19 protein-coding genes and 1 tRNA gene are annotated in these 25,935 nt (G+C 45.8%); 6 read left to right on the top strand and 14 right to left on the bottom strand.

Translation table 11 applies throughout. The annotated features are described in order from the left end of the window. Positions 1-63 precede the first annotated feature (63 nt). Positions 64-882, bottom strand: coding sequence for a tetratricopeptide repeat protein (locus tag QUB13_RS01585; protein ID WP_333378158.1), 819 nt, complete (start codon positions 880-882; stop codon positions 64-66). Positions 883-1,185: 303 nt separating this feature from the next. Here QUB13_RS01585 and QUB13_RS01580 point away from each other — a divergent pair, with 303 nt between their 5' ends. Together QUB13_RS01580 and QUB13_RS01575 are read left to right on the top strand one after the other, a co-directional pair. Next, on the top strand, positions 1,186-1,947 hold the full coding sequence (locus QUB13_RS01580; RefSeq protein WP_333378154.1) for a cobalt-precorrin-6A reductase: 762 nt from the start codon (positions 1,186-1,188) through the stop codon (positions 1,945-1,947). Positions 1,948-2,314: 367 nt separating this feature from the next. Further along, positions 2,315-3,850 carry a flavin-containing monooxygenase gene (locus QUB13_RS01575; RefSeq protein WP_333378151.1) on the top strand — a complete coding sequence of 512 codons (1,536 nt, stop codon included), beginning with the start codon at positions 2,315-2,317 and terminating at the stop codon, positions 3,848-3,850. Between the two features lie 110 nt (positions 3,851-3,960). Here QUB13_RS01575 and QUB13_RS01570 read toward each other — a convergent pair whose 3' ends face one another. The 4 genes from QUB13_RS01570 to QUB13_RS01555 form a co-directional block, all read right to left on the bottom strand. After that, a complete protein-coding gene (locus QUB13_RS01570; protein WP_333378149.1) occupies positions 3,961-5,181 on the bottom strand; it encodes a CapA family protein in 1,221 nt (406 codons plus the stop codon). A 591-nt stretch (positions 5,182-5,772) separates the two neighbouring features. Next, a complete protein-coding gene (locus QUB13_RS01565; protein WP_333378146.1) occupies positions 5,773-6,168 on the bottom strand; it encodes an SH3 domain-containing protein in 396 nt (131 codons plus the stop codon). A gap of 61 nt (positions 6,169-6,229) precedes the next feature. Next, the gene (locus QUB13_RS01560; RefSeq protein WP_333378143.1) at positions 6,230-8,056 is read right to left on the bottom strand and encodes an N-acetylmuramoyl-L-alanine amidase; all 1,827 of its coding nucleotides are present in this window, start codon (positions 8,054-8,056) and stop codon (positions 6,230-6,232) included. A gap of 189 nt (positions 8,057-8,245) precedes the next feature. After that, positions 8,246-9,928 (bottom strand): potassium channel family protein, encoded by a 1,683-nt coding sequence (locus QUB13_RS01555; protein ID WP_333378140.1) that lies wholly within the window; start codon positions 9,926-9,928, stop codon positions 8,246-8,248. 395 nt (positions 9,929-10,323) lie between these two features. Between QUB13_RS01555 and QUB13_RS01550 the strand changes: the two genes are divergently transcribed. The 3 genes from QUB13_RS01550 (at position 10,324) to QUB13_RS01540 (ending at position 14,780) form a co-directional block, all read left to right on the top strand. Next, a complete protein-coding gene (locus QUB13_RS01550; protein ID WP_333378137.1) occupies positions 10,324-11,241 on the top strand; it encodes an FkbM family methyltransferase in 918 nt (305 codons plus the stop codon). A 349-nt stretch (positions 11,242-11,590) separates the two neighbouring features. Continuing rightward, on the top strand, positions 11,591-13,435 hold the full coding sequence (cobJ, locus tag QUB13_RS01545) for a precorrin-3B C(17)-methyltransferase (protein WP_333378135.1): 1,845 nt from the start codon (positions 11,591-11,593) through the stop codon (positions 13,433-13,435). 559 nt (positions 13,436-13,994) lie between these two features. Next, on the top strand, positions 13,995-14,780 hold the full coding sequence (locus tag QUB13_RS01540; RefSeq protein WP_333378132.1) for a hypothetical protein: 786 nt from the start codon (positions 13,995-13,997) through the stop codon (positions 14,778-14,780). 152 nt (positions 14,781-14,932) lie between these two features. Here the strand turns inward: QUB13_RS01540 and QUB13_RS01535 are convergent, their stop codons facing one another. The 9 genes from QUB13_RS01535 to QUB13_RS01495 all read right to left on the bottom strand — a co-directional run bounded on the left by QUB13_RS01535 (position 14,933) and on the right by QUB13_RS01495 (position 25,020). Further along, on the bottom strand, positions 14,933-15,694 hold the full coding sequence (locus QUB13_RS01535) for a nucleotidyltransferase domain-containing protein (RefSeq protein ID WP_333378129.1): 762 nt from the start codon (positions 15,692-15,694) through the stop codon (positions 14,933-14,935). Positions 15,695-15,725: 31 nt separating this feature from the next. Next, entirely contained in the window at positions 15,726-16,667 is a 942-nt protein-coding gene (locus tag QUB13_RS01530; RefSeq protein WP_333378125.1) for a nucleotidyltransferase domain-containing protein, read from the bottom strand. A 194-nt stretch (positions 16,668-16,861) separates the two neighbouring features. Then, positions 16,862-17,857, bottom strand: coding sequence for a site-specific integrase (locus QUB13_RS01525; RefSeq protein ID WP_333091504.1), 996 nt, complete (start codon positions 17,855-17,857; stop codon positions 16,862-16,864). Between the two features lie 119 nt (positions 17,858-17,976). Next, positions 17,977-18,048, bottom strand: a tRNA-Val gene (locus tag QUB13_RS01520). A 125-nt stretch (positions 18,049-18,173) separates the two neighbouring features. After that, positions 18,174-18,386 (bottom strand): DUF2839 domain-containing protein, encoded by a 213-nt coding sequence (locus tag QUB13_RS01515; RefSeq protein ID WP_194011129.1) that lies wholly within the window; start codon positions 18,384-18,386, stop codon positions 18,174-18,176. A 65-nt stretch (positions 18,387-18,451) separates the two neighbouring features. Next, positions 18,452-19,960, bottom strand: a complete 1,509-nt coding sequence (locus QUB13_RS01510) for a helicase C-terminal domain-containing protein (protein WP_333378120.1) — start codon at positions 19,958-19,960, stop codon at positions 18,452-18,454. A 22-nt stretch (positions 19,961-19,982) separates the two neighbouring features. Then, on the bottom strand, positions 19,983-21,512 hold the full coding sequence (locus tag QUB13_RS01505; RefSeq protein WP_333378117.1) for a pentapeptide repeat-containing protein: 1,530 nt from the start codon (positions 21,510-21,512) through the stop codon (positions 19,983-19,985). Between the two features lie 284 nt (positions 21,513-21,796). Further along, positions 21,797-23,359, bottom strand: a complete 1,563-nt coding sequence (locus tag QUB13_RS01500; RefSeq protein ID WP_333378114.1) for a pentapeptide repeat-containing protein — start codon at positions 23,357-23,359, stop codon at positions 21,797-21,799. A 95-nt stretch (positions 23,360-23,454) separates the two neighbouring features. Then, on the bottom strand, positions 23,455-25,020 hold the full coding sequence (locus tag QUB13_RS01495; protein WP_333378111.1) for a pentapeptide repeat-containing protein: 1,566 nt from the start codon (positions 25,018-25,020) through the stop codon (positions 23,455-23,457). Positions 25,021-25,058: 38 nt separating this feature from the next. On the opposite strand from QUB13_RS01495, the gene QUB13_RS01490 reads away from it, so the two are divergent. Further along, positions 25,059-25,898 (top strand): prephenate/arogenate dehydrogenase, encoded by an 840-nt coding sequence (locus QUB13_RS01490; protein ID WP_333378108.1) that lies wholly within the window; start codon positions 25,059-25,061, stop codon positions 25,896-25,898. The last annotated feature ends 37 nt before the right edge of the window (positions 25,899-25,935 follow it).

The following is a 25,935-nucleotide window of genomic DNA, read 5'->3' as shown; positions in this document are numbered from 1 at the left end:
GTTAACGGATCGGACACGATATTACCTATTACCTATTACCCATTACCAATTACCATTTAGAGATTATTTTAAGTTCAAGAATTTGTCTAGGGCGCTGACTACAACTGGCGGCCAGCGGCGGGTTTTTGCAACCCAATCGAGGTCTTTGTAGCGAGAATCGAGGCCGACTGCTGCTACCCAATTGCTCTCAGCTTCACCGCGATTTCCAGCTTCCCAAAGACAGGCGGTGAGGGCGGCTCTCATGTCGGCAAATTGAGGGTATCTGCGGACGATGTTTTTCATGTTGCGAATTGCTTCTTTGGTTTGCCCGTTTTGATACAGTGCTAGGGCGTGGTTGGCGCGAGCAAAGGCGTATTCGGGGGCTAGTTCAAAGGCTTTGTTGTAGTCGGAAATTGCTGGTTCCCATTCTCCTAAACCTGCTTCGGCGTTACCTCGGTTGTTGTAGGCGGCTGGATCTTTGGGGTCTAATTCTAGTACGTGATTGTAGTCGGCGATGGCTTCTTCCCAACGTCCTAAACCTTCTAGGGCTGTGCCGCGGTTGAGGTAGGGATCTGGGGCTTCGGGAGCTAGTTCGATCGCCTTTTCGTAGTCAGCAATTGCTGGTTGCAGTTTGTTTTGGCTGACTCTAGAATTGCCTCGGTTGCTCCAAGCGGCTGCTTGTGAGGGGAATTTTTCGATGATTTGAGTCCAGAAAGTTTCTGCGGCGGGAAATTTGCCTTCGTTGGTAGCTTCAAAAGCTTTTTGAATGAGTTCTGCTAATTCCTGCTGGGAAGCTGCAATGTCTGTGGGTTGTTCTTGTGCGGCGGCGGGCGCGATGTTTCCCAACCAAACTAACCCGGTTACAATTAATACTGTAAAGAATGTGAAAAGTGAGCGAATCATTTTTGTTAGCAGTTGAAACTTTACTAAACATATTATTAACCAAAATTGCGGGCGTTGGTTAGGGGATGTTTGAAAAGTCTCGGCGACTTAAGTCGCAGCTAGACAGACAAAACCTGCCTCCGCAGGTTCTGAAACCCTGGATTTTCTTGAGAAAAGTCTCGGCGACTTAAGTCGCAGCTACACAAACAAAACCTGCCTCCGCAGGTTCTAAAAGCCTGGATTTTCTTGAGTTGGCGCAGGCGGACTTTGGTTGTGTAGTTGCGGTTTTAACCGCCAGTTTGTGTAGTGGCTAAGGATAATTTAATGAAAAAACGATTGCTAATTTTGGGCGGAACCGGGGATGCTGCTAAACTGGCTGCCAAAGCGTCTCAAATCGCCGATATTGAGGTGGTTTCTTCGCTAGCAGGACGCACTCAACAGCCTTTTACTCCAAAAACTGGTACGGTGCGAATTGGGGGGTTTGGTGGGGCGGCTGGGCTGGCGGCGTTTTTGGATTGTAGCCCGATCGACTTATTAATCGATGCGACTCATCCGTTTGCGGCTCAGATTTCTGCTAATGCTGCGATCGCTGCTGCTGAGTGTAATGTGCCTCATTTGATGTTGGTGCGCCCTGCTTGGGAGATGGTGGAGGGCGATCGCTGGATTGAAGTTGCCAGCCACTCGGAGGCTGCAAAGGCTTTATTAGGGCAGTCTCAGCGGGTGTTTCTGACGATTGGTAGGCAGGAATTGGCGGAGTTTGCTGGTTTGGATGCTATTTGGTTTTTGATGCGGGCGATCGATCCTCCTGCACCCAATACTCCTGTTCCTAACGGTAAATTGTTATTAGCAAGGGGGCCTTTTACATTGGAAGACGAGCGAGAATTGCTGTTAGAATATCAGATTGATACAATTGTTAGTAAAAACAGCGGGGGCGGTGCGACTTATGCTAAAATTGTTGCGGCTAGGGAACTGGGAATTTCGGTTGTGATGGTGCAGCGACCGCAGATTCCCGATGTTGAGCAGGTTGATAATGTTGAACGAGCGATCGCTTGGTTAATTAAGCAGTTATTAGTTATTAAGTTATAGCAATCCTCGCATCAGCCGCAAAATCGAGCGAGACCAGAATCCTTGCAGTGCGAGCCAGAAAGCTCGCGTATAATGCAAGCAAATCATTTAGGATTGCTATACATCTTTTTCGCGATCGGAATGTGGCAGCGCGCCTCAACTGAGCTTGTAGCAGCCAGACGGCAAGAATTGCTCTCCCCTTAGTCTACAACTACCTAGACTACTATCAGCAGTTGGGGTTAAGGTCGCGGATTTGACAGGGTGACAACCCCTCTGTCTGCGTGAGAGCGATCGATTTAAACTCTTCTGAGTGCAAGGCTTCCGGTTTTTTGTCACTGCGTCAGGAGAATTACTCTAATAACCATACCAAATAAGGAGACTCAAATATATGCAATACAAAAACGGTATGCCAATTGCCATTATTGGCGCGGGGATATCAGGCATTACGACAGCCCATATTCTCAAGAAAAATGGTTTCCAAGCAGTTGTTTTCGAGAAATCCGAAAAGCTTGGCGGAGTATGGGCACTTGCATACCCAAACGTACACCTGCAAAATATCAGGGAACAGTATCATTTATCTGATTTTCCCTGGCCGTTCACGCCCGATTTACATCCCACCGGAGAACAAATCCTGAATTATTTGGAACAAGCGGTCAACCATTTAAAGCTTGATGTGCGGTTAAATCATGAAGTTATCGAACTCAAAGAAACAGAAGATGGCTGGCTATTAAAATATAAAAACCAGGATGGCGTTCACGAAAAATTATTTGGATACGTCGTTATCTCAGTTGGGCAATATACAGAAGGAAAGTATCAACCTAAATTTCCAGGTATCGAAGATTTCGGCGGGAAAATCATCACTGAACGGGATGTGCACGCGCTTGATATATTCGACAATCAACGAGTTGTAATCGTTGGCTTCGGAAAAAGTGCTTTGGACATGGCGACTTTCGCAGCCAAACAAGGCGCGCAAGTAAATCATGTATTTCGTACACCGCGCTGGCTTGTGCCAGAATGGATTTTGGGCGTACATTTTACCTACCCATTATTCAGCCGTTTTGGAACAGTGATGATGACAAGTTGGGCACATCCAACCGCCATTGAACGTTTCCTGCACAATCGCCTTGGTTTCATTGTTTCAGGTTTTTGGGATTTGATTGCATCCATCTTCCGCTTTCAAGTTCAGCGAAATGTTTCTGGAAAAGACCAAGCCGCCCAGAGTCGCATCAAAGCTGTACAACCAGACCACAAACTATTGCATGATTTACGTTCAGCCACAGCGGTTGCGCCTGAAAATTACTATCCCTTTATTGCAGAAGGAAAAATCTCGCCCCACCGTGCAGAATTATCTGGTTTTTCGCGAGAAGCAGTAAAGTTGAAAAATGGTTGCGAGATTCCATGCGATTTAGTCATTCTATCTTTGGGTTCGCAAACGCCGATTTTTCCATTTTTGCCTGATCAATATCGAAAAATGTTGGAAACCGAACCCGATGGCGTGCAGTTATATCGCCACTTGCTTCATCCTCGCATTCCTGGCATTGCCTTTGCCGGGTTCAATCATGGATATATGCACGTACCAGCAGTCGAAATTGCCACACAATGGCTGTGTGCTTACTGGCGTGGTGAACTTGAGTTACCTTCCAGCGAAAATATGGAAAAAAGTATTGAATATATCCGCCAGTGGAAACGCGCAAATATTCAATTTGAACCTTCGCGATCCTGTGCAATTAACACTCGCTTTCAACAATATATTGACATCATGCTTAAAGATATGGGTGTTTCTCCTTACCGAAAATTGCCTAACATTTTCGCTGAGATATTCGGCAGATATCAAGCATCAGATTATCTTGGCGTATGGGAAGAATATAATCACAAAAAGAAAAGTCGCTCTACTCCACTACACCCTCTTCCGTTGGATACATGATTGCTTCCCTAGTTTAAGTTGTTACCTTACCAACGGGCACTGCCTGGGAATAAAAATCGATCGGCTCTAACTCCAATTACAATCACCAGGACCCAATTCCCAATCGCAAATTACTTTGATTTTTTCTGACTCTTCAAAGAGTTGAGATGATTGTTCATCTCTTGTAAATATGCTTTTAAAACTGGATATTGCGAAGTTGTTAGCAGCGGATCTTTTTTCTGGGTGACAGTTGTTTCTAAGGGTAGAATCCGATAATGATATTTGTTGTTCAGAGTATAGCGGTGTACCCAAGTCGGAATGGTTTTGATGCCGGTGATTTCTGTGGTTTTTTCGGGAAGTTTTTGGCGGATATTTACTTGCAAAATTACGCCTAAATCGGTATACTTTTTGGTTTGACCGGAGATGAAGTTTCCCATTGAATAAATTGCTACAGCTTTGCGGGTTTTCCCGTTTTTTCCGGGGAAGTTAAAGATTTTGTAAGGTTGGACAACGTGGGGATGACTGCCGAGAATGATGTCTGCACCGGCTTTTAATAGGTTTTCAACTAATTGTTTTTGTTGGGTGTTTGGCTGTCGCTGATATTCGTCGCCAAAATGTAGGGAAATTGCGATTATATCTGCTCCTTGTTTGCGGGCTTTGGCTATGTCTTTGATTATCTTTTTTTCGTCGATTAGGGAAACTAAGTAGTCTTTGCCTTTGGGTATGGGGATGCCGTTTGTGCCGTAGCTGTAGGCTAGCATGGCTAGTGAAATATTGTTTTTGGTGATGATTAAAGTACGATCGCCCGTAGCTTTCGATTTGGCTGTTCCTGTGGAGGCAATTTGCCGATCGCCCAAATTTGCGATCGTCCTAATTATGCCTGTTTCTCCCCGATCCAAAGCATGATTGTTTGCAGTTGTCAAGATATTAAATCCGGCTTTTTTAGCAGCATCCAGTAATTGAGCCGGTGCGTTGAATAGGGGATAGCCCGTATATCCGCCCGCATCTTTGCCCGCTAAGGGTGTTTCGAGATTTCCCGTTACCCAATCGCCTTTTGAGAGGATGCTTTTAACTGGTGCGAAGAAATTGTCAAAATTGTATGTTTGTTTTTTTGTGTCGTAGCCGGAGATTGTTTGGGTACTGTGCATCATGATGTCGCCGACAGCAATTAATTTTGCTTCTTTAATCTCCGACTTTGGCTTGGCCGGAACAGATGCTGCTGCAATTGGCGATGGCGTCCCGCCCCGCAAGCTACGACTTTCTGTAGGCTGCGTGTTAGTTTTTGGGGTTTGGATGTTGCAGCTTGCGATCGAAAGCATGGCAATTACCGAGAGCGATCGACTAAAATTCATGATTTATGATAGTGATACCAGTTCAAAAAAACAATGCAAGTGCAGGCAATATCCCAACTATTATAGGGGTTCTCAAGCTTGGTGAAGTATGCCCTATGCCCTATGCCCACTCCTAGCACCTCATGTTACGATCGAAAGGCTATATTATGTCATCAATTATTCAATAATATAACCCAACACTTGGGGGTTAAAAATACGGGGAAGTTTAAACCAGGTTTTATAGAACCCATTTGATATCTATTCTGCGTAAATCTCAGAAACCGGGTTGATCTCTATATTTCTCGTCACCCAAAAACTCGTATAAACTCGGTTTCTCGCCCCTTGCGTAAATCTCAGAAACCAGTTTCTCTCTATATTTCTCGTCACCCAACCCAAAAACTCAAAGATGTCAAATGGGTTCTATACAAGCTTGCACCCGCACCAGGAGGCTGGGCGAAGCCGAAAGTCCTGGTGCGGGTTGAATACCGGGCCGTTAAAATTACCTTATTGTCAGTTGGGGTTGCTAATCTATCCAGACGATCGATAATACCTGCCAATAATTGACCATCTCAAAAAACAGCCCGCACTATCACGAAAAAATCGCTAAATTCCCTATTGCCGCCACCTGTCAAATTGGTCTTCAGAACAACCATTAATAAATTTATTGTTCACCCAACCATTAAGGATTGTCAAAGTTTCATTAGGAGGATTACCCGAAAATGTCGCCGCAATTTTTACCCAATTACCTTGTCTGCTGAGGGCCCGAACTCCGTCTCCTCTTTTGAGTTTAGCTACAACCGCGTACTTATTGCCGGGGCCTTTGCGAATGTTGACTGCGCCACCTTCACCTGTAATAAATGAGCACTGAGTTTGTTTTTTTAAAGCTTCTACTTTTTGGGAAGAAAGATTTTGCTGTCTGCCAAAAACGGGAAAGCTGTAAAGTGAGAAGCTTAAAGTTGCAACTGCCGCTGCAATGAAAAAGGCTTTTGATTGAGTAAAAATTAGCATTTCTTTAATCTCCTCGGGTTGGAAAAACTGAAGTCCGAACGACCGAACTGTTATTGGACTGTTATTTGATGGAAGCAAACCATTCGGTAATGCCTTGGGCAATTGCCTCGGCTAACTTCTGCTGTTCTGTCGGATTCACAATCCATTCAAATTCTTCGGGATTAATCATAAATCCCAATTCCATTAAAACAGATGGAGTAACTGCAGGACGAGTCATGGCTAGATTATTCCAGAATACACCATAGCTCGGACGGTTCAACTTGGCAACTAAATAGTTGTGCAAAAACATTCCCAGACTGTGGGCTTGGGGATGAAACCAGAAAGCGCCGACACCTTTAGTATTAATTGCATCGCCGTTATCCGGCAAGGCATTGTAATGGATCGAAATTGCGATCGCTGGTTCTTCTTTTTGAATCATTTCTACCCTCGGCGGCAAATCCAAATCGACATCTTCTACCCGCGTCATTACCACATTTGCGCCCCGATTTACCAATTCCTGTTGCACCAATTTCGAGACCGTTAAAGCTATTGTTTTTTCCCTAATTCCCACTGGACTTACAGCACCTCCATCCTCCGGCCCGCCGTGTCCCGGATCGATGAGAATCTTAATTCCCGATAAGGGTTTTGCTTGCGAATTCGGCATCATGCTTGTATTCGCCGGCGGGTGTTTTAAAGACAGCACTAAAGTTGTGCCGTCGTATCTCAGCTTATAGCCCCACTGCTGGGCTGATTTGAGATTAAAAGTGTATTGTACTTGCAGTGGCGAGATTTGTTGCCATTCCAAACGTGAAATTACCGGGTCATCAGAGACGCGAATAATGTCAGTTTGAGCGGTGGTATTGTACAGCGTTAAAGTGAACGTGCGTTCTCCTTCTTGCACGGTGACTGGGACTGGTGTTTCTAAGGGGAATAAGACCTCTGTCCAGCCGGAAACTTGACGCGAACTGGCGCTGCGAATAATCGATCGCGCGGGAACTGCATCCTTGACAATTTGCACTTCTGATGCTTTGATCCAAGCACCGTAATCGAGCCGAATCCATTCTCCCTCGCGCCCGATAACTGTTGCTCGCGTTCCCTTCGGTAGCGGTGTCATCCGAGAAAAATCTGTACTCGCCCCGGTTCTAGCGACACCAGGATCTGCTGTTACTTCGGCTATTTCTAACTCAGCCGGGGAGAGAATAGAAATCTTGCCGGTACCTTGCTGGCTGATAGTTCGATCGTTCATTGTTAGCTCAAATACTGGCACTCCTAAATCAATTTTTTCTGTTTTTGGTAGGGAGGAGTTAGACTCATTTTCGCCCTTTAGCAAGGGTGGATTTGGGGGAGTTATAGCGCAGCCTTGATACTGTTCGGTGCTGCTTTTGGCGATCGGGGAATTTTCACCTAGCAGTACAGATTTGTTGTCGGGGAGTTCGACTTGCGATCGCGCTTTTAAAGGAATAGTAACCCCAGCCAATTTTACCGCAACTAAAGCATTCGCCGGAGCGATCGCCCCAAAGCAAATATATTCCCCCGGTAAACTCGCGACATCGACTTTCGGTGTCAGCGAATTTTTAGCAAAAGCCAATCCAGCGGGGACTTCCGGCTGATTTGACTCCCGCGTCACCTTAATTTGAACTTGCTGATTTTCGTAACGCAAGGTAAAGACATTTTCGCCTAATTGCAGGGGAACTGTCGGGGCGAAATGACCCGCCCCGCTGCGCGGAATTTGTTGGCCATTTACCGATACTTGTCCGGTTGCGGGGGCGGTACCGATTAAAAAAATGCGATCGGCTATTGTTTTGTGGTTGGCGGGAGGATAGGCGACAGACAAAGGTTGAGCGGCCACAGCTACAGAGGCGATCGCCATTATCAAGCCAAACACACATAATCCTAAAAATTTTCTCATTCTACATTGCAATTAATTGAGACTCTGTTGGTCATTTATACTAGAAGTTGCGCTAAACCCGGGAGAAATCTGGGAAGAAACCAGGTTTCTGAGGATTAGCCGTAAGTCCAATTTACTCTACTAGCCCAATTTTATCAGGTTTGTAGTTGCAATTGAGCGATCGGCAACATAAATTGCCACGTCAAACCATTAAGTTTTAATCAATTCCGAGGTAGTTCTCCACAGTAAATCCAACCGATTTGCCGGCATCGTCAAATACAAAACATCCCCCGCACTCAGACAACAATTTAGCAAATCCCAGCCGTGAATAGTTTGACAATTAGTTTCCACATAAAGAGGCACAAAATCAGCAGATTTCGCAGCATCTTGAATGCGGTAGCCGCAAAAAGGATGTTTTGGCGTAATCAATGTTGCTAAGCAAACCCACAGACTGTCAGCAGTCATCCCGTTGCCCAAAATTCGACCTCCAATCGCCGCCGCAGCGAAAGCAGGAGCCGCTAATTCCGTCGGGTTCAAAACTCCTTCAAATTCAAAAACCTGCTGCACCATCAAAGCAAAATGCGAGTCTTGATTGCGGACAATCACCGGCAGTTTCGGTGCTAATCCTTTAGCAGTCAAGGCAATTTCTAGATTGGACATATCGCTGCTAGTAACGGCCAAAAGTGCAGCAGCTTGGTTAACATTAGCAGCTTCCAGAGTTTCGGACAAACTAGCACTTCCGTGAATTACTGGAATTTTCAGAGAGCGAGCCGTACTCAGAAAGCGACTGTTCGGATCTTGCTCGATCGCCACAATATCATAACCGTTAGTGTGCAGTTCTTTAGCAATTTGTATGCCCATGCCGCCCAGTCCGCAAATAATGTAATGATGGCGCTGCGGAACTCGCGTTATATCCCAATATTCGGTAAAGCGAGTTCCCAATACATAATCGTTGAGCAGGGCGTAGCAGATGCCGATGATGCCCGCTCCAACTAACATCATCATCACCGTAAATAATTTAATATTTTCTGGAGCTTGTTCGGCAACTTTTTCATAGCCTCCGGCACCAGTAATCATCCCTACCGAAAAATATAGAGAATCGACAATCGAGATATTTTCATCAACACAAATATAGATAGAAGTAGCTATTCCAATCATTGCCAGCAGAGTCAGTACCACAATTACTGCTTGGCTGTGCTGCTGAAATCGGCGGAGGCTAGTTAAGCTTTTAAGCAGTTTTTGAATCAAAGTTTTTTGGGGGCTGCGGAGAGTCGGTTCTGAGGCAACAATTAGCCGATCGCCTTTTTGACACTGCCGGCCCGCAAGCACCGCCGATACTAAATCAGTTTTGTTCGCCGCCGGGAGATAATAAATCAACATTCGCGAGCGATCGTTCCACAAATCGCTGAGATTGCGATCGAGCCAAGGATGATTTTCATCGATATATTCTTCGTGAATCGGCCAAGTGCGATCGAACAAACGCAACTGTCCAATCGCCCGATTTCCCAGAGCAGCAAAAGCAAAAACCGGAGCAGCCAAAGCCGAAACGCTCATCGAAGTGTGCTCTGGCAAAGAGTGATCGATTCTGTCGCCCAAGCTAGTATTGAACAATCTGTTAATGATCCGAATTTGAGGATTGAGAATCCTCGCCTGCATCAAAACTGCCAAATTTACAGCATCATCATTTCCTGCGATTACTAAAGTGTGAGCTTTTTGAATGCCAGCGGCCAACAGAGTAGAAGCTGCTTGCAAATTACCGACAACCACATCAGAAGTTTCGCCGCGAATTGGGCGATCGCTAATACCGATCGCGATCGCCCCCTGCTGTCTCAACAAACAAAAAATCTTGTGTCCCGTGCGCCCCAACCCACAAACAATGATTCGAGGTTTCATAAGTTATTTGCCAGCCGATTTCAAAGCTGTCCTTGGTAATTTTACTTACCATTCTTGACTGCGGCGGCTTTGAAGAATGTAGCTAAAAACACTATCTAGGATGTTTGTATCGTAGTCTCTAAATTTTGACACTACTTAAGCTGTTGTGCATTTAAATTGTATATTTCGACGATCGATCAAAAATCTTCTCCCCCAATCCCCCTCTACCCCGCCCCCCCTCAATCACCATACACAATTGGGATGTACAAGAGCTAAGCGATTCGAGGTATAATTGTGTTCACGGGGTGACAACCTCTGGATCAAGCTTGTCTCTCAAAGATTTTGAAGTCTCTGGCAGCCAAAAAGATAAAATCTTAGTAACCAAATTCTTGACACTGAACTGGAGAAATATCAAAATGAAAAGCACCAAACTAATTTATATGATTTTGCCCTACACGCGCCGGGAACTGCCGGGATGGGGAAAATTATTTGAAAACTTAGGTGGGTATAAAAGTGAATTGTGGAAAGATGCCCCTACCCGTACTATACGCGGCAAGTTTCATCAATATTTGATGACTCTCGATCTTTCCTCTTGGCACGAACGAATGACATATTTTCTAGGTCGCTACTACGAGTTAGATATCCAAAAATTCATGATCGAAGCCGTAAAACCGGGCGATAGTTTTATCGATGTCGGAGCTAATTTAGGAATGATTACTCTGATGGCAGCACGGTGTGTTACTCCGACAGGGACTGTACATTCCTTTGAACCAAATCCTTTGGTTTTTAAGCGATTGCAGGCGAATGTGAGTAACAATGAATTGCAGCAAGTTACCCTGCACAATTGCGGTCTTGCCGAACGACAAAGCGAACAGACACTAACTGTAGTCAATGAAGAGTTGGGGATGGGAACTTTTACAAAGATTCCTCAACAAGATGAGTCGCTAATTTCCAGCCAGTATCAACTAACCGTGTATCGCGGAGATGATATTTTGCCTGAAGAATTACCAGGAATCACTTTTATTAAAATTGATGTAGAAGGGTTTGAACCCCTGGTAATTCGAGGACTCGATCGCACAATTCAACGCCTGCATCCAGTAATCTTGACAGAGGTAGTGCCGGAACATCTAGAAAGGGGCGGTTTCAGTGTCAAAGAACTTTGCGAAATTATGCAAAGTTATGGCTATCAACCTTTTAATATCTCTACCAAACGTTCTGGGTTGCGACATCACCTCCAATTAACTAAGCTTACAGATAATCAGATGACAGAAAATGTGTTGTGGCTGCATCCAGAAAATAATCTTTCTTCACGCTTGGGAAAGTATTTTGAATGATTTTAAAATGGTTGAAAAACCCAGTTTATTTTAGCTTCGATTTAAGGGCTAAAATGCTTTTTTTACTGTTTATTGAACGTAGTTTTTGAGATCAATACTCCCTTAACCCATAATCAAAAAAATCAAAACGCTATTTTTCTGTATCTCGGCGACTTTATCGCTTCTGAGATTAATTTTTTTGACAAAATTTTTCAGTATGAAATCGCTCAAAATTCTAGCCCCAAAAACTGTTTTCTTCTCTTCTTTAGTGCGCTTGCATAACGTCACTTTCATCGGTTCGTCAAATACGTATTCGTGAAGCAAGCAGAAATCAAATCCAACCAGTGCAAACACAGCCCTATATAAAACCGTGAATCTAGTTTCTCCCGCCATAATTATCCTAGGTCAAAACAGCCTGCCGATCGCCCAAACCATCTCCGCAGTCTTCCCAGGTTCCCAGATTTACGGTTTAGTCGATCGCACATCCGACACAGACATCAACTTTAGCAACTTCGGCGAAACACTGCGGGAACTATTCGCAACCCAAACCCCAATCATCGCCATCTGCGCCGCCGGAATCATCATCCGCACCCTCGCGCCGCTGCTGTCAGACAAACGCGCCGAACCCCCAGTCTTAGCCGTCGCCGAAGACGGAAGCGCCGTAGTACCGCTGCTGGGCGGTTTACACGGCGTAAATGACTTGGCCAGAGAAATTGCTGCCGCCCTAGGCGTACAACCCGCCATCACCACCACCGGAGATATCCGCTTTCGCACCGCCCTGCTGAGTCCTCCCCAAGGCTATTATTTGGCGAATCCAGAGGACGCGAAGACTTTTATTTCAAATTTGCTCGCCGGGGCAAAAGTACAGCTAGAAGGGGCTGCTAACTGGCTTTGGGAGAGCAATTTGCCCTTAGCGCAGCCCGCCCCTACGGGGGCTACAACGGAGAGGATCGCCCCCGCAGCCAAATTAACCATCCGCGTCACCGAAAAAGCAGTTGTACCGACACCCGACTGTTTAGTTTACCACCCGCAAATTGCAGCATTTGCACTCACAAATCTATCCTATATTGAGCCGGAAGTAGCAGTTTCTTACGTGCAGCAAATCTTGGAAAATACCGATTTAGCAGCAGCTTCTGTTGCCGGATTTTTTGCTTTAAAACATGAGATGGGAAATCCGACTTTAGAAGCAATTAGCCAATACTTCAAAGTGCCAGTCCGTTTTTTGAATCTTCCAGAACTTGTGGAATTCGACACAGTTAAATTAATAGAATATAATGCCAGTTTTGATGTCACCGCTGCCCAAATTAGCCTGACAGCAGCCGGTGCAAACAGTCAGTTAGTCGAAGGCGATCGCACAAACGCCTTTTGTTGCGCGATCGCCCTGGCTGCAGAACCGATTGATGCAAGCGCGATCGGAGTTAGCCGCGGCAAACTGGCGATCGTCGGTACCGGGCCCGGAGGCGCGCCCTGGATGTCGCCGGAAGTTAAGCAAATTTTGCGCGAAGCCACCGATTGGGTGGGTTACAAGTTCTATCTCGACTTGGCCGGAACCCTGCGAGAAGGACAAAAGCGGCACGATTCCGACAACCGCGAAGAGATCGATCGCGCCCGTTTTGCCCTAGATTTAGCAGCATCGGGAAAATCTGTCGCCGTAGTTTCGTCGGGAGATCCGGGGATTTTTGCGATGGCTGCGGCTGTGTTTGAGGCGATCGACTTTGACAGCAAACCCGAATGGCAAGGCATCGACATTCGGGTAGCACCGGGGATTTCTGCGATGCAGGCGGCCGCTGCTGCGATCGGAGCACCCCTCGGACACGATTTTTGTGCGATTTCGCTTTCGGATATTCTCAAGCCTTGGGAGGTCATAGAACAGCGGATTTCGGCGGCTGCAAAGGCGGATTTAGTTATGGCATTTTACAATCCAATCTCGAAACAGCGGATTTGGCAATTGGGAAGGGCGATCGAGATTTTGTTGCAAACTCGCGATCCTAAAACCCCGGTTGTATTGGGGCGAAACCTCGGCAGGCCAGGCCAATCTGTGCGCGTTTGCACCCTCGGCGAATTCCAGCCGGAAGATGCGGATATGAGAACTTTAATAATTGTTGGTTCGAGTCAAACTCGGATTATTCCCCGCAAATATGGAGGAGATGTTTGGGTGTACACGCCGCGCAGGTACGATTTAAGTTCGCAGTCAGGACTTCATCCCGATCTTTAAGGACTGGCTTCTGTGACTGCGAACTTAGTTAATTAGTCCTGGAGGCATGGGCGATCGGAAATCGGGTTTGATGGACGAAAATTATCTGTTTTGACAGAAAGATCAGGTAAAAAACCCGGTTTCTTCGGTCTTAATGCGTCTAGGAGTGTTAATCTCCGGTTAATTCTGCCTCTTGTTCGATCTCAGAGTGTTTACTGAGATTGGCGATCGCCTTTGATGTCAGAAATTCTCCGTACTTAGGGCGATCGGCTGTCTGAAGCCGAGTTTCTCTGTCAGAGATCGATCGAATTTAGAGCTCTACTCAACCGCAGTCAGGATTTCAGCTTCATTTTTCGAGATCTCTAATTTACGTTTCAATAAATAAATAAATTTATAATTTGCAAAAATAAAATTAAGGGCGATCGATCTCTGCTACATTTCTTAATCAGGCTATAATTTTACAATAAAAAAAAATAAACTCTTCACCGCGATGACTCATCTATGCCCGTAGATATACGGAGAAAAGTTTTTTTGGGATAACATATGCTTAATCCAAAATTAAACAAACGGTTAAGAAAACATGAAATTTCAAATTCCTCTAGCTCCAGGGACTATCACCCAACTTTTGCTGAGAGTAGTCACCTGTCTGGTTGTAATATCTTTCTTAAGTCAGATGGCTGCGTACTTGTTGCCTGGTGTATCGTCGGAAAACTACTTAGTAAGGGCATTCGGCGTTGATTCCGAGCGAAACATTCCAACCGCATACTCAGCTTTGGCATTGCTGTTTTGTTCTTTCTTGCTGGGTACGATCGCCTATGTGAAAAATTTGGATAGTTGTCGCTACAAGAATTACTGGAAAGTTTTATCATTCATATTTGTATATCTATCTGTAGACGAAGCTGGTCAATTGCACGAAAAACTGATACAACCGATGCGAACCATGCTAAATGCCACAGGAATTCTTTACTTTACTTGGGTTGTGCCCATCGGTATTCTAGTAGTGATATTTTTATTCTCCTACATTAAGTTTCTGTTCCACCTTCCTGTTCCTACAAAAAAATTGTTTGTTGCAGCAACCGCTATTTATATTGGAGGAGCGCTAGGGATGGAATTGGTAGGAGCATACCGATCTTCTACAGCGGGAGAGGATAATATACTTTACCAGATAATAGTAACAATTGAAGAGTCATTAGAAATGGTCGGCATCGTCGTATTTATCCACGCCTTAACGTCATATATCAAGACATATTTTGGTGGCGCAAGTTGGAATATTTACATACCAGGAAAACACACACAAGTTACCGAACATGAAAATATCGGCATACCTGCCCTCAGCGGACGAGCCAACACAAATATCTCAAGGTAAATCACTTACAACCGGGTTTGATGAAGGACAAAAATACTGCATTCTGGCCTTGAATCAAAATCAAAAACCCGGTTTTTTTAGTATTAGTTTGTCTGCGAATAGATGTTCTGCAATCTTCGGCGCACCAAACGAGTAATTAGAAGTGGAACAGCTTAGTTCACAGATGCCATCCTCACCTTTACCAAGAATTCACTAAGAGCAACCTTTGCATCAGGATTTGACGGCAAATGACTTGTCAAACTTGCCTCTTCTAATACATTGATTAGCCGATCGCGCTCCTGCTGATAAAATTCAATATCTGTATCTTCCAGCACTGATTTTTCGTCACCAGCCAGCTTGCGATCGATCAAATCAGGAATATACGACAACTGGAACTTCTGATTTAGTGTAACCAAATTCGCCTCAACTTCCCCCGTTTGCATCAAATGAATCCCCGCCAGCAACACCCGGTAAACGTACAGCAGCGGCTTAACCCGACGCGGGCTTTGTTTCTCAAACAATCTCCATTGAGTCTGAGCAAAACCTAGATAGTGGTGGCTGTGGTGCTTGGTAATGCAGTTCGAGGCGAGTTCTTTTAACTCCTGATGTTCCTCGCTACTATAAACTATAAGTGGCGAATACAGTTGTTCCAACACGTAGCCGTTGCGCTTCAACAGCAACTCAAGAAACTTTTTAATATCGTGAGTGACTAAATCGAGTTCCATTTTCTCCCGAACTTCCGAAACCTCGATTGTTTCTTCTCCCGAAATCAGTCCAATTACTTTCGGTAGCGGCAAGATATGTACTCCCCGCAAGTCGAAATCAGAATCTGCCGAAGGAAAACCGTATAAGTGCGATCCGCTGACAGTCGCAAACAGCAGCGGATAAGGTCGAACTGAGATAATTTTGGCTAGATTAGAGAGATATTCTACCATGATTTTCTATGTTATTTGCCCGATCGCACTTTTAGCCGATCGCACTTCTACGAGATTTAATCAAAAACTGATTGGCTTTCTCGTAATTAGGACGTTCTGGTAAGGAAGTTTCTGCAAAAGCGCGATCGAACTCTGCGTGCAAGCTCAACCGCCAGCGATTCACCTCATCCCAGGATATTTCTTGATTGCGGATAGATAGCAATTGCGATCGAAAATCCTGCACCCGCACCGGCACAAACCCCTCCTTGAGCACCGTAATTCCTGACAGCAGCAACCGAATTAAGTGCATCGCGTGCTTCGATCGCACTTCTCCTGTATTCCGCAAGTCTTGCTCCATTTTTTTAAATTGAGACAAAACGTAGCTATTGTAAGTTTGATAAATTAATTGAGACAGAAAGATTTCCCGAATTTCTAGCAATTCTTGTGCTACAGGAGAAATTGTTTCTACTAAAGGCGTGTACAAACATTCTAGCACATTTGGATTAGCTTTTAGTGCCAAAACTAGAAACTTTTGCAGTTCCCAATAGCATTCCTGATTTTCCTTGTTTTCCAATTGTTCTGGAATGCCGTAAAGCGACCAATGAAGAATTGCCGGCGGCTGGTAAATCCCGCGCCTGTCTGTATCGGATTGCTCGTTATCCAAACCGTAGGCTCTGGAACCAACAATGCAGCGGTAAATTACAGAATCATAGAGGTTATATTCTGCGAGAAAATCTCCTCCAGACTCTAATCCTTCACTTTGAAACTGTTTGCGGATGCTGAATTCGTGTCGCCGCAGACTAACTTGTGTTGCGTCTGGGAGTTTGACTAAATAGGCGTGGGAATTGTCTGTAGGCGATTTGACAATGACACCTACTGCGCCTTGTTTCCAAGATTTGTCTCCACCGGGGTTTTTGACCTCAATTTTGGTGACAATTTGGGTTCCGGCGGGCACGATTAGGTTGAAATTTTGGGAAAGATTGGGATTTGTCACGAGGAAACCTCCTGCGGAGACACGAGCTACATTCTTATTGTAGTATATTTGTAGTGGAAAATGGGTGTTTTGGGCGATCGATCGTTTTGGCGTAGGTTAAATGCTGTTTCAGTAAGTCTTGCATCTACTTCTAACAGCAAAAAAAGTAGTAAATAAATATTACTTACTTAATTTAAACTTTTGTGCTGATATTTCTACAACAAAGGTACTTCGATGGTAGCAGTAATTCCCGCATAGTGCCTCATAATTATCTCAGGAGTATTACCCACCCATTTTGCTATTTGTACAACATTGATGCCAGCTTCTAGACATTGTGTAACGAATGTGTGCCTAGTATGGTACTGGCTCCTATATTCACTAACTAGACCTTCTTTGACCAACTTTGTTACAACCCCATCCACTTTATTTCCATGCCTGTTTTTATATCCCTTCCAAGCTCTGCTTAGGAAATTGTGATCGTCAATTTCTTTACCTTCGGGACTGGGGAATACTAAAGATTCTGGATCGCCACTTTCTGGCTTAATTAATTTTAGAAAGTTTTGTAATTGAGCATTACAAGGGAAAATCCTTGGTTTGCCAGTCTTAGTACCTTTTCTATTTCCTCTAACATAAGATTCACAAAAACAGATGTGGTGGCAGTCAGCATCTATATGTTTCCATTTTAGCCCTATAGCTTCCGAAGTCCTGCATCCTGTAAAAAAAAGAAATTTAACAAAAGAGGCATAATGGCTATAGTAGCGATCTGTCTCAAAAGCTTTTATGATGGCATCTTTTTCAGCCTTAGAAAAAGGTTTTATGTCCTCTAATTGTTTAGGTTGTGTTTTGATATTCTTGGCCATACCTAAAAAAGGGTTGTTAGAAATATGACCATACTCAACACCCCAATCACAACAAGCTGTGATATTATTTAAATATTTTTTAGCCGTATCGGGATTAAAATTATCAATCAAATAATCTCTTATTTCTACAGCATCTTCAAGAGATTGTTTTGGTAGCTTTTTAACATGAGAACTTATGGCACTGTAAGCATTTTTAAGAGTGCTAACTGCAACTGTCGGAGTTTTATAAACTACATACATTTCCCACAACTTTGATAGAGTTATTGCTGGCTTTGGCTTAATTGCTTCTACAACAGTCAGATATGTCTGATTTCTGTATTTACCATTGGTAGCTTTCTGTGTAGTGTTCATAGCTTAATCCTGACTATGGCTTTGGAGCAATCATAGTCATTTCGTAGTTAATAGTCAATGTAAAGCCAAAAATCTTGGCTAAATCCCCCTAACTTTTGATATATATAGATTTAATAAGATGGGCGATACAGGATTTGAACCTGTGACATCTACCGTGTGAAGGTAGCGCGCTACCACTGTGCCAATCGCCCGTAGATAATTACGATACCATACCAAGTCCAAATGTGCAACTAAATTTTTCCAAAAAATTCAGCCGCTTGTTTCCCAGTTAAACTCGACACAATGCCCAGAACACAGGCATTTGTCGAGCCTAGCATCAATCAACCACCCACCAACCCGCCGCAGGGCCGACAAACCGCACCACAATCCACCAACCCACCAACAGGCTAATCCCGATCCAGCTTCCGCGAGATGTCCACCTCACAAAATCTTCGCTTTGGGTTTTCGTGATTGGCAGCCACGAAACGATGCGCTCTTCTTTACCGAATTCGTCGCCGATCGAATCTTTACGACGCTTAGCTTCACCCATAATTTTTGTCTGCTAAATCAGATTTCAATTGTATAACCAACCAAATTATACGCCAACAGGTCATCTCAGGCCTGCGTCAGCCAAGTCGTATCCAAATAATTAATCCTCGCAAACGGACTCAGCGCCGCTAAAACCTGCTGCCCGTAACTGCGGTGAATCACCCTGCTGTCAAAAATCGCCACAACCCCCTGACGTTCTCGCACCGGCGCGATCGCCCGCTGCAACTCATTCAGCGCCGCCGGCAGCAAATACAACCGAAACCAATCTAGACGCCGCTCCTTATAATAAGCCACACGCGCCGCCACCAAAGGATTCTCCAAGGTAGGTAGCGGCAAAGTGGCGATCGCCAGCAAGTGAGGCGCGCTCAACTCCCCCTGATATTCCCGCCAAAACTCCCACCCACTCACCAAAATCCCATTCTCCCCCACATCAGTTTTTTCTACCTGCACCCGAGAACCGAACTCAGAAGCCAAAATCGCCGCCAGCCGAGCCCTCAGCGGTACATCACCAACAATCAGCACCGTTAAACCCGCCACCGACACACTCATCAACAGCAAAGTCCGAATTTCTTGAATCAAAACACCCTGAAATTCCGGCGTATTCGGCAGCGGCAGCCAGTTGGGAATGTACAGTTGAATTAATTCGTTTTGTCGATCGGGCGAAAACTTCACACTCGTCAACTCTGGCAATCCCATCATTTGCCGGAAGATCGGCGCCTTCGGTTCCACATCCACCGCACAGCCAATCAACACCACAGGCACCGCAGACCAAATTTTGCCCAAAACCTCCGCCACCTGCACCGGCGCGCAGTAGAGAGAAAATGACCCGCTCGATCGATGAATTTGCGCCCACCGCAGTTGGCCGTTAGTTTGCCAGCAATGCCAAAAATTGCTCCAAGCAGCCGGAATCAGCCCGTTAAGCTCGATCCTTCCTAGCAGCCCCTCCAAAATATTTTGCTCTGCAGTTTCCAGCAAATAGCACTCGTCAGGCTTAGCTGGATGCAGAAACACAGCCCGCGTTAGCAGTACCCGCACTTGGAGGATTTCATCCGCCAGCATTGGCTCAGATTGCATTAAATCATTCCAGTCAGGAGGTTGCAAACCCGCAGTCAACTGCTGGCGCGTCCAAACTTCCAAATCATCCACACCGTCGATAATTGTCGGAATATTGCCGCGAAGTTCCGAATTTTCCGCCAAGCTATCCGCCAGCCAAGACTGCGGATCTATGAGCGTCAGCCCTTGGAAATCGGCATTATGGGAATAAATCTCGATCGGCTTCTCTGTTTGCAGCCACTCTTGCAAGCGAGGAATTTCCACCCGCTGCAAATGTTCCAGCAGCGGTGTCGGCGCAACTAAAATCACCGGATCGGGCCACATCAAAACCGGCATCAAATAACTGACTCGATACCGCTGTCGGTAAGCTCCTGCGGGCAGCCCCGTTTGAATTAGAGCGCTGCGCCCCAAGCGCAAAGCCCGCGCCACGAGACGCGCCATCGTTAAATGGTGGGGCCAGTGCGGCTCGGAGTGCGATCGCAAGAAGTGGAGCAGCGAGTTGTGGACTTCTACCTCAATCAATCGATTTCACAGTTGATATTGCTCAATCAACATAATCAAAACTTGCCAGAAAATCAACTACTTTTTGACGCTCTGGCACACTGAATTTATTCTCCTGATTTTTTCCACCTCGCCCACCAAAATTAGGGTGAGACTGCACGGTCAAACTTTCCTGCCCAGAACTAATTAAAATAGTTTGGGTAGGCGATTGAAAAAACTTGGTCTCCCGAGCTAAATTTAGTGTTATTTGCAGCATTTCCTTCGCTTCACTTAAATTATCTATCGCTGCATTCAATCCTTTATACAACTGCACAATTCGGTTTTTATTCAAATTTTGACTTGCGATATTTTTGCTAACAGCCACAATATTTTTCTGAGTTTCTAAAGCATCATTAAAAGGCAAAATTGCTAAAAAAGCGACTGGCAATAAATGTTCGTCGCTCTCAAATCTAAAAGTTATATTTGTCCGGCGGTAGCCTACTTCAATATTGGGAGGAAAGCTCATTGCCCGGTAATGCCGAGCTATTTCACTATACGCTGTTGCTAAAGTGATGTTTGCTGAGTAATCTAAAACTGCATCAACCACAATTCGCACTAATCCCGGCGTATGATTTAAAAATTTTCTCGCTTCAGACGGCGAATTAAATTGTTGAATCGCAGAGCGATCGCCAGCATAGCTGATATCAACCCACTCGCAACTAATATTATCGGCGATGATGCCAAATCTGGGAACCGAATAGAGTTTAGCCCCAGTTAAAATTGCCCCCGTCAAATCTGCCCCCACCCAATCTGCGTTAATCAAATTAGTTTCTGTCAAATCTGCGTGAACCAAATGAGCATTGGCTAAATTAGTATTTCTTAAATCCGCTCCGTTGAGGTTAGCTCCGTTGAATTTAGTATCGATCAGATCTGCGCCGTTAAGGTTGGCTCCGCTCAAATCGGCCCATTTGAGGTTAGCTCCGCTCAAATTGGCACCGCTGAGATTCACCCCCTGCAAACAAGCTTGTCTCAGATCCGCATCGATTAAATTCACGCCATTAAGTTCTGCTTTTGTCAAATCCGCACCGTGCAAGTTAGCTCCTTGAAAGTTAGCCGATGAAGCCGAAGCACCTCTGAGATTTGCACCAGAAAGATTGGCACCGCACAGGTTAGCTTCTATCAGTTTTACCTCTCTTAAATCGGCTTCCGTTAGATTAGCACGACTGAAGTTAGTTTGGCTGAGTTGACAGCGGACTAATTCGCCTCTAATCAGCGATGCTCCGATTAATTGAGCCGCAGTTAAATCGGCTCTCACTAAGTTGGCTACGTTGAGATTAGCCCCGTTTAAGATTGCCCGCGAGAGATTAGTGCTGCTGAGTCTAGCCACATTTAGGTTAGCTTCTGTCAAGTCAGCATCGCTCAAGTTAGCGCCGCTGATGTTGGTGATAAATAAGCTAGCCCGCCTTAAAATTGATTGGCTGAGGTTGATGCGGCTGAGATTAGCTTCATTCAGATTGATTCCTGTGAAATCTCTGTCGCCTTCTGTGTATCTTTTGACGAGTTCAAATCGTTTGAGAAGTTCTTCAGCTCCCATTTTTTTAACCTGAATGAAATGCAGATCGGCTAATTTTTATGTGGCATAAATCTAAATTATCTCCACTGAATTTATATAGCAAACCCAAGGTTATTACATTTTTAATTGCTGAAATTATTGCCAACAATTGTATTTACATTTTTCTTGATTCCTCCTTCCTTCTTCCGACGAACTTACATCCGTTACATCCCGTACATTGCTCGTTGCCGAACTTCCTTATTCCGACGGACTTACATCCGTTACATCCCGTACATTGCTCGTTGCCGAACTTCCTTCGGCTATATTTACTCGCCGAGCTGATAAAAGCTTTTGACAAACTCAATCACCGTATTTAGGGGAGGGGTTGTGAATCTTTGGGCTTTAATTGCAGGACTGATCGAGGTTTTGGTGACTCCAGGCAAATTTGCCAAGTTTCTGCCAAAGTCTGGGTGATAGTGAACCATCAAACTTTCGGCGATGGAGTTAGCGAGTATGGTTTGGGTAGGCGATTGGAAAAAACTCGACATCAATTCGCGTTCGAGGCGAATCGGCTGAATTTTTAATTCCCCTATTTTTCTGATTGTTTTGGTCAGCATTACGTTCAATTGGACTACTAGATTTGAGACTCTGACTCCCTGGTGATTGCCATTTTGGGGTTGAATCATTTTGATCAAAGTAATGAGATTTTTTTGAGTAAATGCCGCGTCGCTAAAGGGAATAATGGCAACGAAAGCTGTGGAAAACAATTGCTCGTCCCGCTCTATTCTAAACGAAATGATTGTCCGCCGCGAGTTAACTTCTATGCTGGGAGGATGGCTCAAACCCGAGTATTGACGGGCAATTTGGCGGTAGGCAGCCGCGAGGGCAAAGTTAGCGTCGGGGTCTAGGGGTCGATCGACAATAATTTGAACTGTCGGCGGTGTAGCATTAAAAAACCGTTGAGATTCTTGTGAGGTAAACCGCTGGATGTGGCTGCGATCGCCGTTGGGACTGAGGTCAACCCAATCGCAGGTAATATCATCTGCTTTCAGATCAAACCTCGACACCCCATAAATTTTTGCCCCCGTCAGCGCCGCCCCGGTCAAATCTGCGCCCACCCAATCAGCGTGAATCAAATTCGCTTGAGTCAAATCCGCGTGTACCAGAGTAGAGTTCAACAGATTGACATTGCTCAAATTTGCCCCGTACAAGTTCGCCCCGCTCAATCTCGCTTCATCGAGGTCAGCGCCGGTCAAGTTAGCCCCGCTGAGGTCGGCCCACCGCAGATTAGCGCCTCGCAAGTCAGCGCCGCTGAGGTTGGCTTGAGACAGATTAGCTTGTCTGAGTTCTGAATTACAGAGGTTTACTCCTCGCAAGTCCGCCCTGCTGAGGTCGGCTCTGTGCAAGTTAGCCCGTTCCAAGTTGGCCGCTGTCAAACAAGCGCCTCTGAGGTGAGCTCCGCTGAGGTCAGTTTGCTCTAGATTGGCTTCTCTGAGGGTTGCTTCTCTCAAATCTGCTTCGCTGAGGTTCGCACCGCTCAAGTTTGCACCGCTGAGGTCGGCTCTGATCAATTCGGCTCTGATCAGTGTAGCTTCGACGAGTTGGGCTTCGCTGAGGTCGGCTCTAATCAGGTTAGCTACGTTGAGAATAGCGCCGCTGAGGTTGGCTTTGTTGAGATTAGCACCGCTGAGTCTAGCAACATTGAGTTTGGCTTTTCTCATGTTGGCGTTTGACAGATTGGTGCCGCTCATGTTGGTTAGGCTCAAGATTGCCTCGCTGAAATTAGCCCCAGCTAGATCGATTCTGCTGAGATTTGCCTCGCACAGGAGGATGGCAGTAAAGTCTCTTTCTCCTGCTGCATATTTGGCTATGAGTTCTTCGGCGTCCATGCTGTTCACTTTCCCTGATGTGTTAGCTAGAACAAAGCTTTGTTGTGCCAACCTTTAAATAGAATAAGCATTTTTTGTAACTTGATGCAATATGCTTAGACATCTATATTGTGGAAGCCTTTGATAAAATCCAAAATGCTGCTGATATTAGCTTGACCCAATTTTGTATTTTCGGCTAATTTGGCGGTGGTTGCATTGTTCGGAGCGTATTTTTTTTTGAGCTGGCGCTTGCCGAAGGCTGGGTGATGATATACGCTAATTTTTTGATCGCTGGAATTAATTAAGATCATCTGTGTAGGAATTTGAAAAAAATTGATGCTTTCGCCAATTTTTGGAAAAGAACTTGAAATTTTAATTTGGTCTACTTTGCTGATAGCTTGGTTGAGATCTTTGCTGGATAATTGGACGTGTTTGGATTCTTTAACGTTAAGTTTGCCTGCGTCGTGGGATTGAATCATTTTCATCAAAGCTATCAGGTTTTTTTGAGTTGTGGCGGCGTCGTTAAAAGGAATGATGGCAACGTAAGCGGTGGCAAATAATTTATCGTCGCTGTCCATTTTAAAGGCGAGTACGGTGCGCCGGGAGCTGACTTCGATGGTGGGTGGCTGACTTAAACTCGGGTATTGTTGGGCAATTTGGTAATAAGTTGCAGCTAGGGCAAAATGAGCGCCTTGGTCTAGGGGCGAGTCAATTACAATCCGAACTGTGGGTAAGGTTTCGTGAAAAAATTCGTTGGTTCCTCCCGAGTTTAACCAATAAATTTGGCTGTGGTCGCCGTTGGGGCTTAGATCTACCCATTTGCAGGTCATGCCTTCGGTTTTGATACCCAGCCGCGAAGCTGCGTGGAGTTTGGCTCCGGTTAAGGTGGCTCCGGTTAAGTCGGCTCCAATCCAGTCGGCGCGGATCAGATAGGCGTTTGACAGGTCGGCGTGAACTAAACTTGCATTGAGTAAGTTGGCGTGGCAGAGGTCGGCTCTGCTGAGGTCGGCTCCGCTCAATTTGGCTTCGCTCAAATCTGCCCAGCGCAGGTTGCAGCCACTGAGGATGGCCCAGCGCAAATTGACTCCGCTGAGGTCGGCTCCGCTGAGTATGGCTTGAGTGAGATTGGCTTGTCGGAGTTCCGTCCCTCGCAAGTCGGCGCTGCTGAGGTCGGCTCGACTGAGGTCGGCACCTTGCAGGTTGGCTTGTTCGAGGTTGGCTTCTGTCAAGTACGCGCCGCTTAGGTGAGCGCCTCGGAGGTTGGCTCCGCTGAGGTTGGCTCCTCGCAGGGTGGCTTCTGTGAGGGTGGCTCCGCTGAGGTTGGCTCCGCTGAGGTTGGCTCCGCTGAGTTCGGCTCGAATTAGCTCGGCTCTGATCAGTTTGGCTCCTGTGAGGTTGGCTTTTTTGAGGTCAACTCGGACTAGGTAGGCGACGTTGAGGTCGGCGTCGGTGAGGTTTGCACCGCCGAGATGGGCGCCGCTGAGTCTGGCGATGTTGAGTTTGGCACCGGTCAGGTCGGTTTTGCTGAGGTTGGCTCCGCTGAGGTTTGCTACACTCAGATTCGCACCCTTGAGGTTGGCTCCGCTCAAGTTGACTCCGCTGAGGTTGGCCTCAGTTAGGTTGATTCCGGCAAAGTTTCTTTCTCCGGCGGCATATTTTTTCAGGAGTTCCTCGACTGTCATGGGGGCGGCACCGTATCATTTATCCCCATTTTATTGCTATGAATATCGGTATTGTAGGACTTGGTTTAATTGGTGGCTCGATCGCTCTGGATTTGCGATCGCGCGGGTTTGATGTTTTTGGGGTTTCGAGTCGCCAGCAGACTTGCGATCGCGCGCAAGAAAGCGGTGTTGTCTCTGAAGCCAGCATACACCTGTCTCTGATGGCAAGAGCCGATTTGGTTTTTATTTGCACGCCGTTAGGAGCGATCGAGTCGATCGTCCGAGAGTTGATACCCTATCTTTCCCCTGATACTATTCTAACCGATGTCGGTTCCGTAAAAACACCCATAGTACAAGCTGTGTCTTCTCTGTGGCCGAATTTTGTGGGGGGACACCCGATGGCGGGGACTGCACAAAGCGGGATCGAGGCGGCGGTAAGGGATTTGTTTGTGGGGCGGCCTTATGTCGTGACTCCGACTCCCCAGACTCCGCTGCACTCTGTGGAGAAGGTGGAGGAAATTGCGCGGTTGTTGGGCGCTAAAGTTTATCGGTGCGGAGCACAGGAGCACGATCGAGCTGTGGCTTGGATTTCTCATTTGCCGCTGATGGCTAGCGCGACTCTGGTTGCTGCCTGCGCTGTTGAGGGCGATCGGGATATTGTTAATTTAGCCCAACATTTGGCGAGTTCGGGTTTTCGGGACACGAGTCGCGTAGGGGGCGGCAACCCGGAGTTGGGAGTGATGGTGGCGAAATACAATCGAGAGGAATTGCTGCGATCGCTCTCTATTTACCGCGACAGTCTCGACGAGTTTATCAACGATATCGCATCCGAAAATTGGCAAGCTCTCGAACATAAGCTAAAGCATACTCAAAAAGCCAGAAATAATTATAACTTGTGAGCCCAAAATTGCTTAAAACTGCTCCCATCTCGATTAT

Origin of the sequence: Microcoleus sp. B4-D4, from assembly GCF_036705185.1 — a bacterium.
Taxonomy (GTDB): domain Bacteria; phylum Cyanobacteriota; class Cyanobacteriia; order Cyanobacteriales; family Microcoleaceae; genus Microcoleus.
This window is presented reverse-complemented; position numbering and strand designations above follow the sequence as displayed.

Excerpts from the sequence above, each read along its gene's own strand:
- QUB13_RS01550 (WP_333378137.1), top strand. The coding sequence starts at position 10,324 with ATGAAAAGCACCAAACTAATTTATATGATTTTGCCCTACACGCGCCGG.
- QUB13_RS01505 (WP_333378117.1), bottom strand. The coding sequence starts at position 21,512 with ATGGGAGCTGAAGAACTTCTCAAACGATTTGAACTCGTCAAAAGATAC.
- QUB13_RS01535 (WP_333378129.1), bottom strand. The coding sequence starts at position 15,694 with ATGGTAGAATATCTCTCTAATCTAGCCAAAATTATCTCAGTTCGACCT.
- QUB13_RS01525 (WP_333091504.1), bottom strand. The coding sequence starts at position 17,857 with ATGAACACTACACAGAAAGCTACCAATGGTAAATACAGAAATCAGACA.
- QUB13_RS01560 (WP_333378143.1), bottom strand. The coding sequence starts at position 8,056 with ATGAGAAAATTTTTAGGATTATGTGTGTTTGGCTTGATAATGGCGATC.
- QUB13_RS01580 (WP_333378154.1), top strand. The coding sequence starts at position 1,186 with ATGAAAAAACGATTGCTAATTTTGGGCGGAACCGGGGATGCTGCTAAA.
- QUB13_RS01495 (WP_333378111.1), bottom strand. The coding sequence starts at position 25,020 with ATGACAGTCGAGGAACTCCTGAAAAAATATGCCGCCGGAGAAAGAAAC.
- QUB13_RS01575 (WP_333378151.1), top strand. The coding sequence starts at position 2,315 with ATGCAATACAAAAACGGTATGCCAATTGCCATTATTGGCGCGGGGATA.
- QUB13_RS01585 (WP_333378158.1), bottom strand. The coding sequence starts at position 882 with ATGATTCGCTCACTTTTCACATTCTTTACAGTATTAATTGTAACCGGG.
- QUB13_RS01555 (WP_333378140.1), bottom strand. The coding sequence starts at position 9,928 with ATGAAACCTCGAATCATTGTTTGTGGGTTGGGGCGCACGGGACACAAG.
- QUB13_RS01515 (WP_194011129.1), bottom strand. The coding sequence starts at position 18,386 with ATGGGTGAAGCTAAGCGTCGTAAAGATTCGATCGGCGACGAATTCGGT.
- QUB13_RS01565 (WP_333378146.1), bottom strand. The coding sequence starts at position 6,168 with ATGCTAATTTTTACTCAATCAAAAGCCTTTTTCATTGCAGCGGCAGTT.
- QUB13_RS01570 (WP_333378149.1), bottom strand. The coding sequence starts at position 5,181 with ATGAATTTTAGTCGATCGCTCTCGGTAATTGCCATGCTTTCGATCGCA.
- QUB13_RS01490 (WP_333378108.1), top strand. The coding sequence starts at position 25,059 with ATGAATATCGGTATTGTAGGACTTGGTTTAATTGGTGGCTCGATCGCT.
- QUB13_RS01500 (WP_333378114.1), bottom strand. The coding sequence starts at position 23,359 with ATGGACGCCGAAGAACTCATAGCCAAATATGCAGCAGGAGAAAGAGAC.
- QUB13_RS01540 (WP_333378132.1), top strand. The coding sequence starts at position 13,995 with ATGAAATTTCAAATTCCTCTAGCTCCAGGGACTATCACCCAACTTTTG.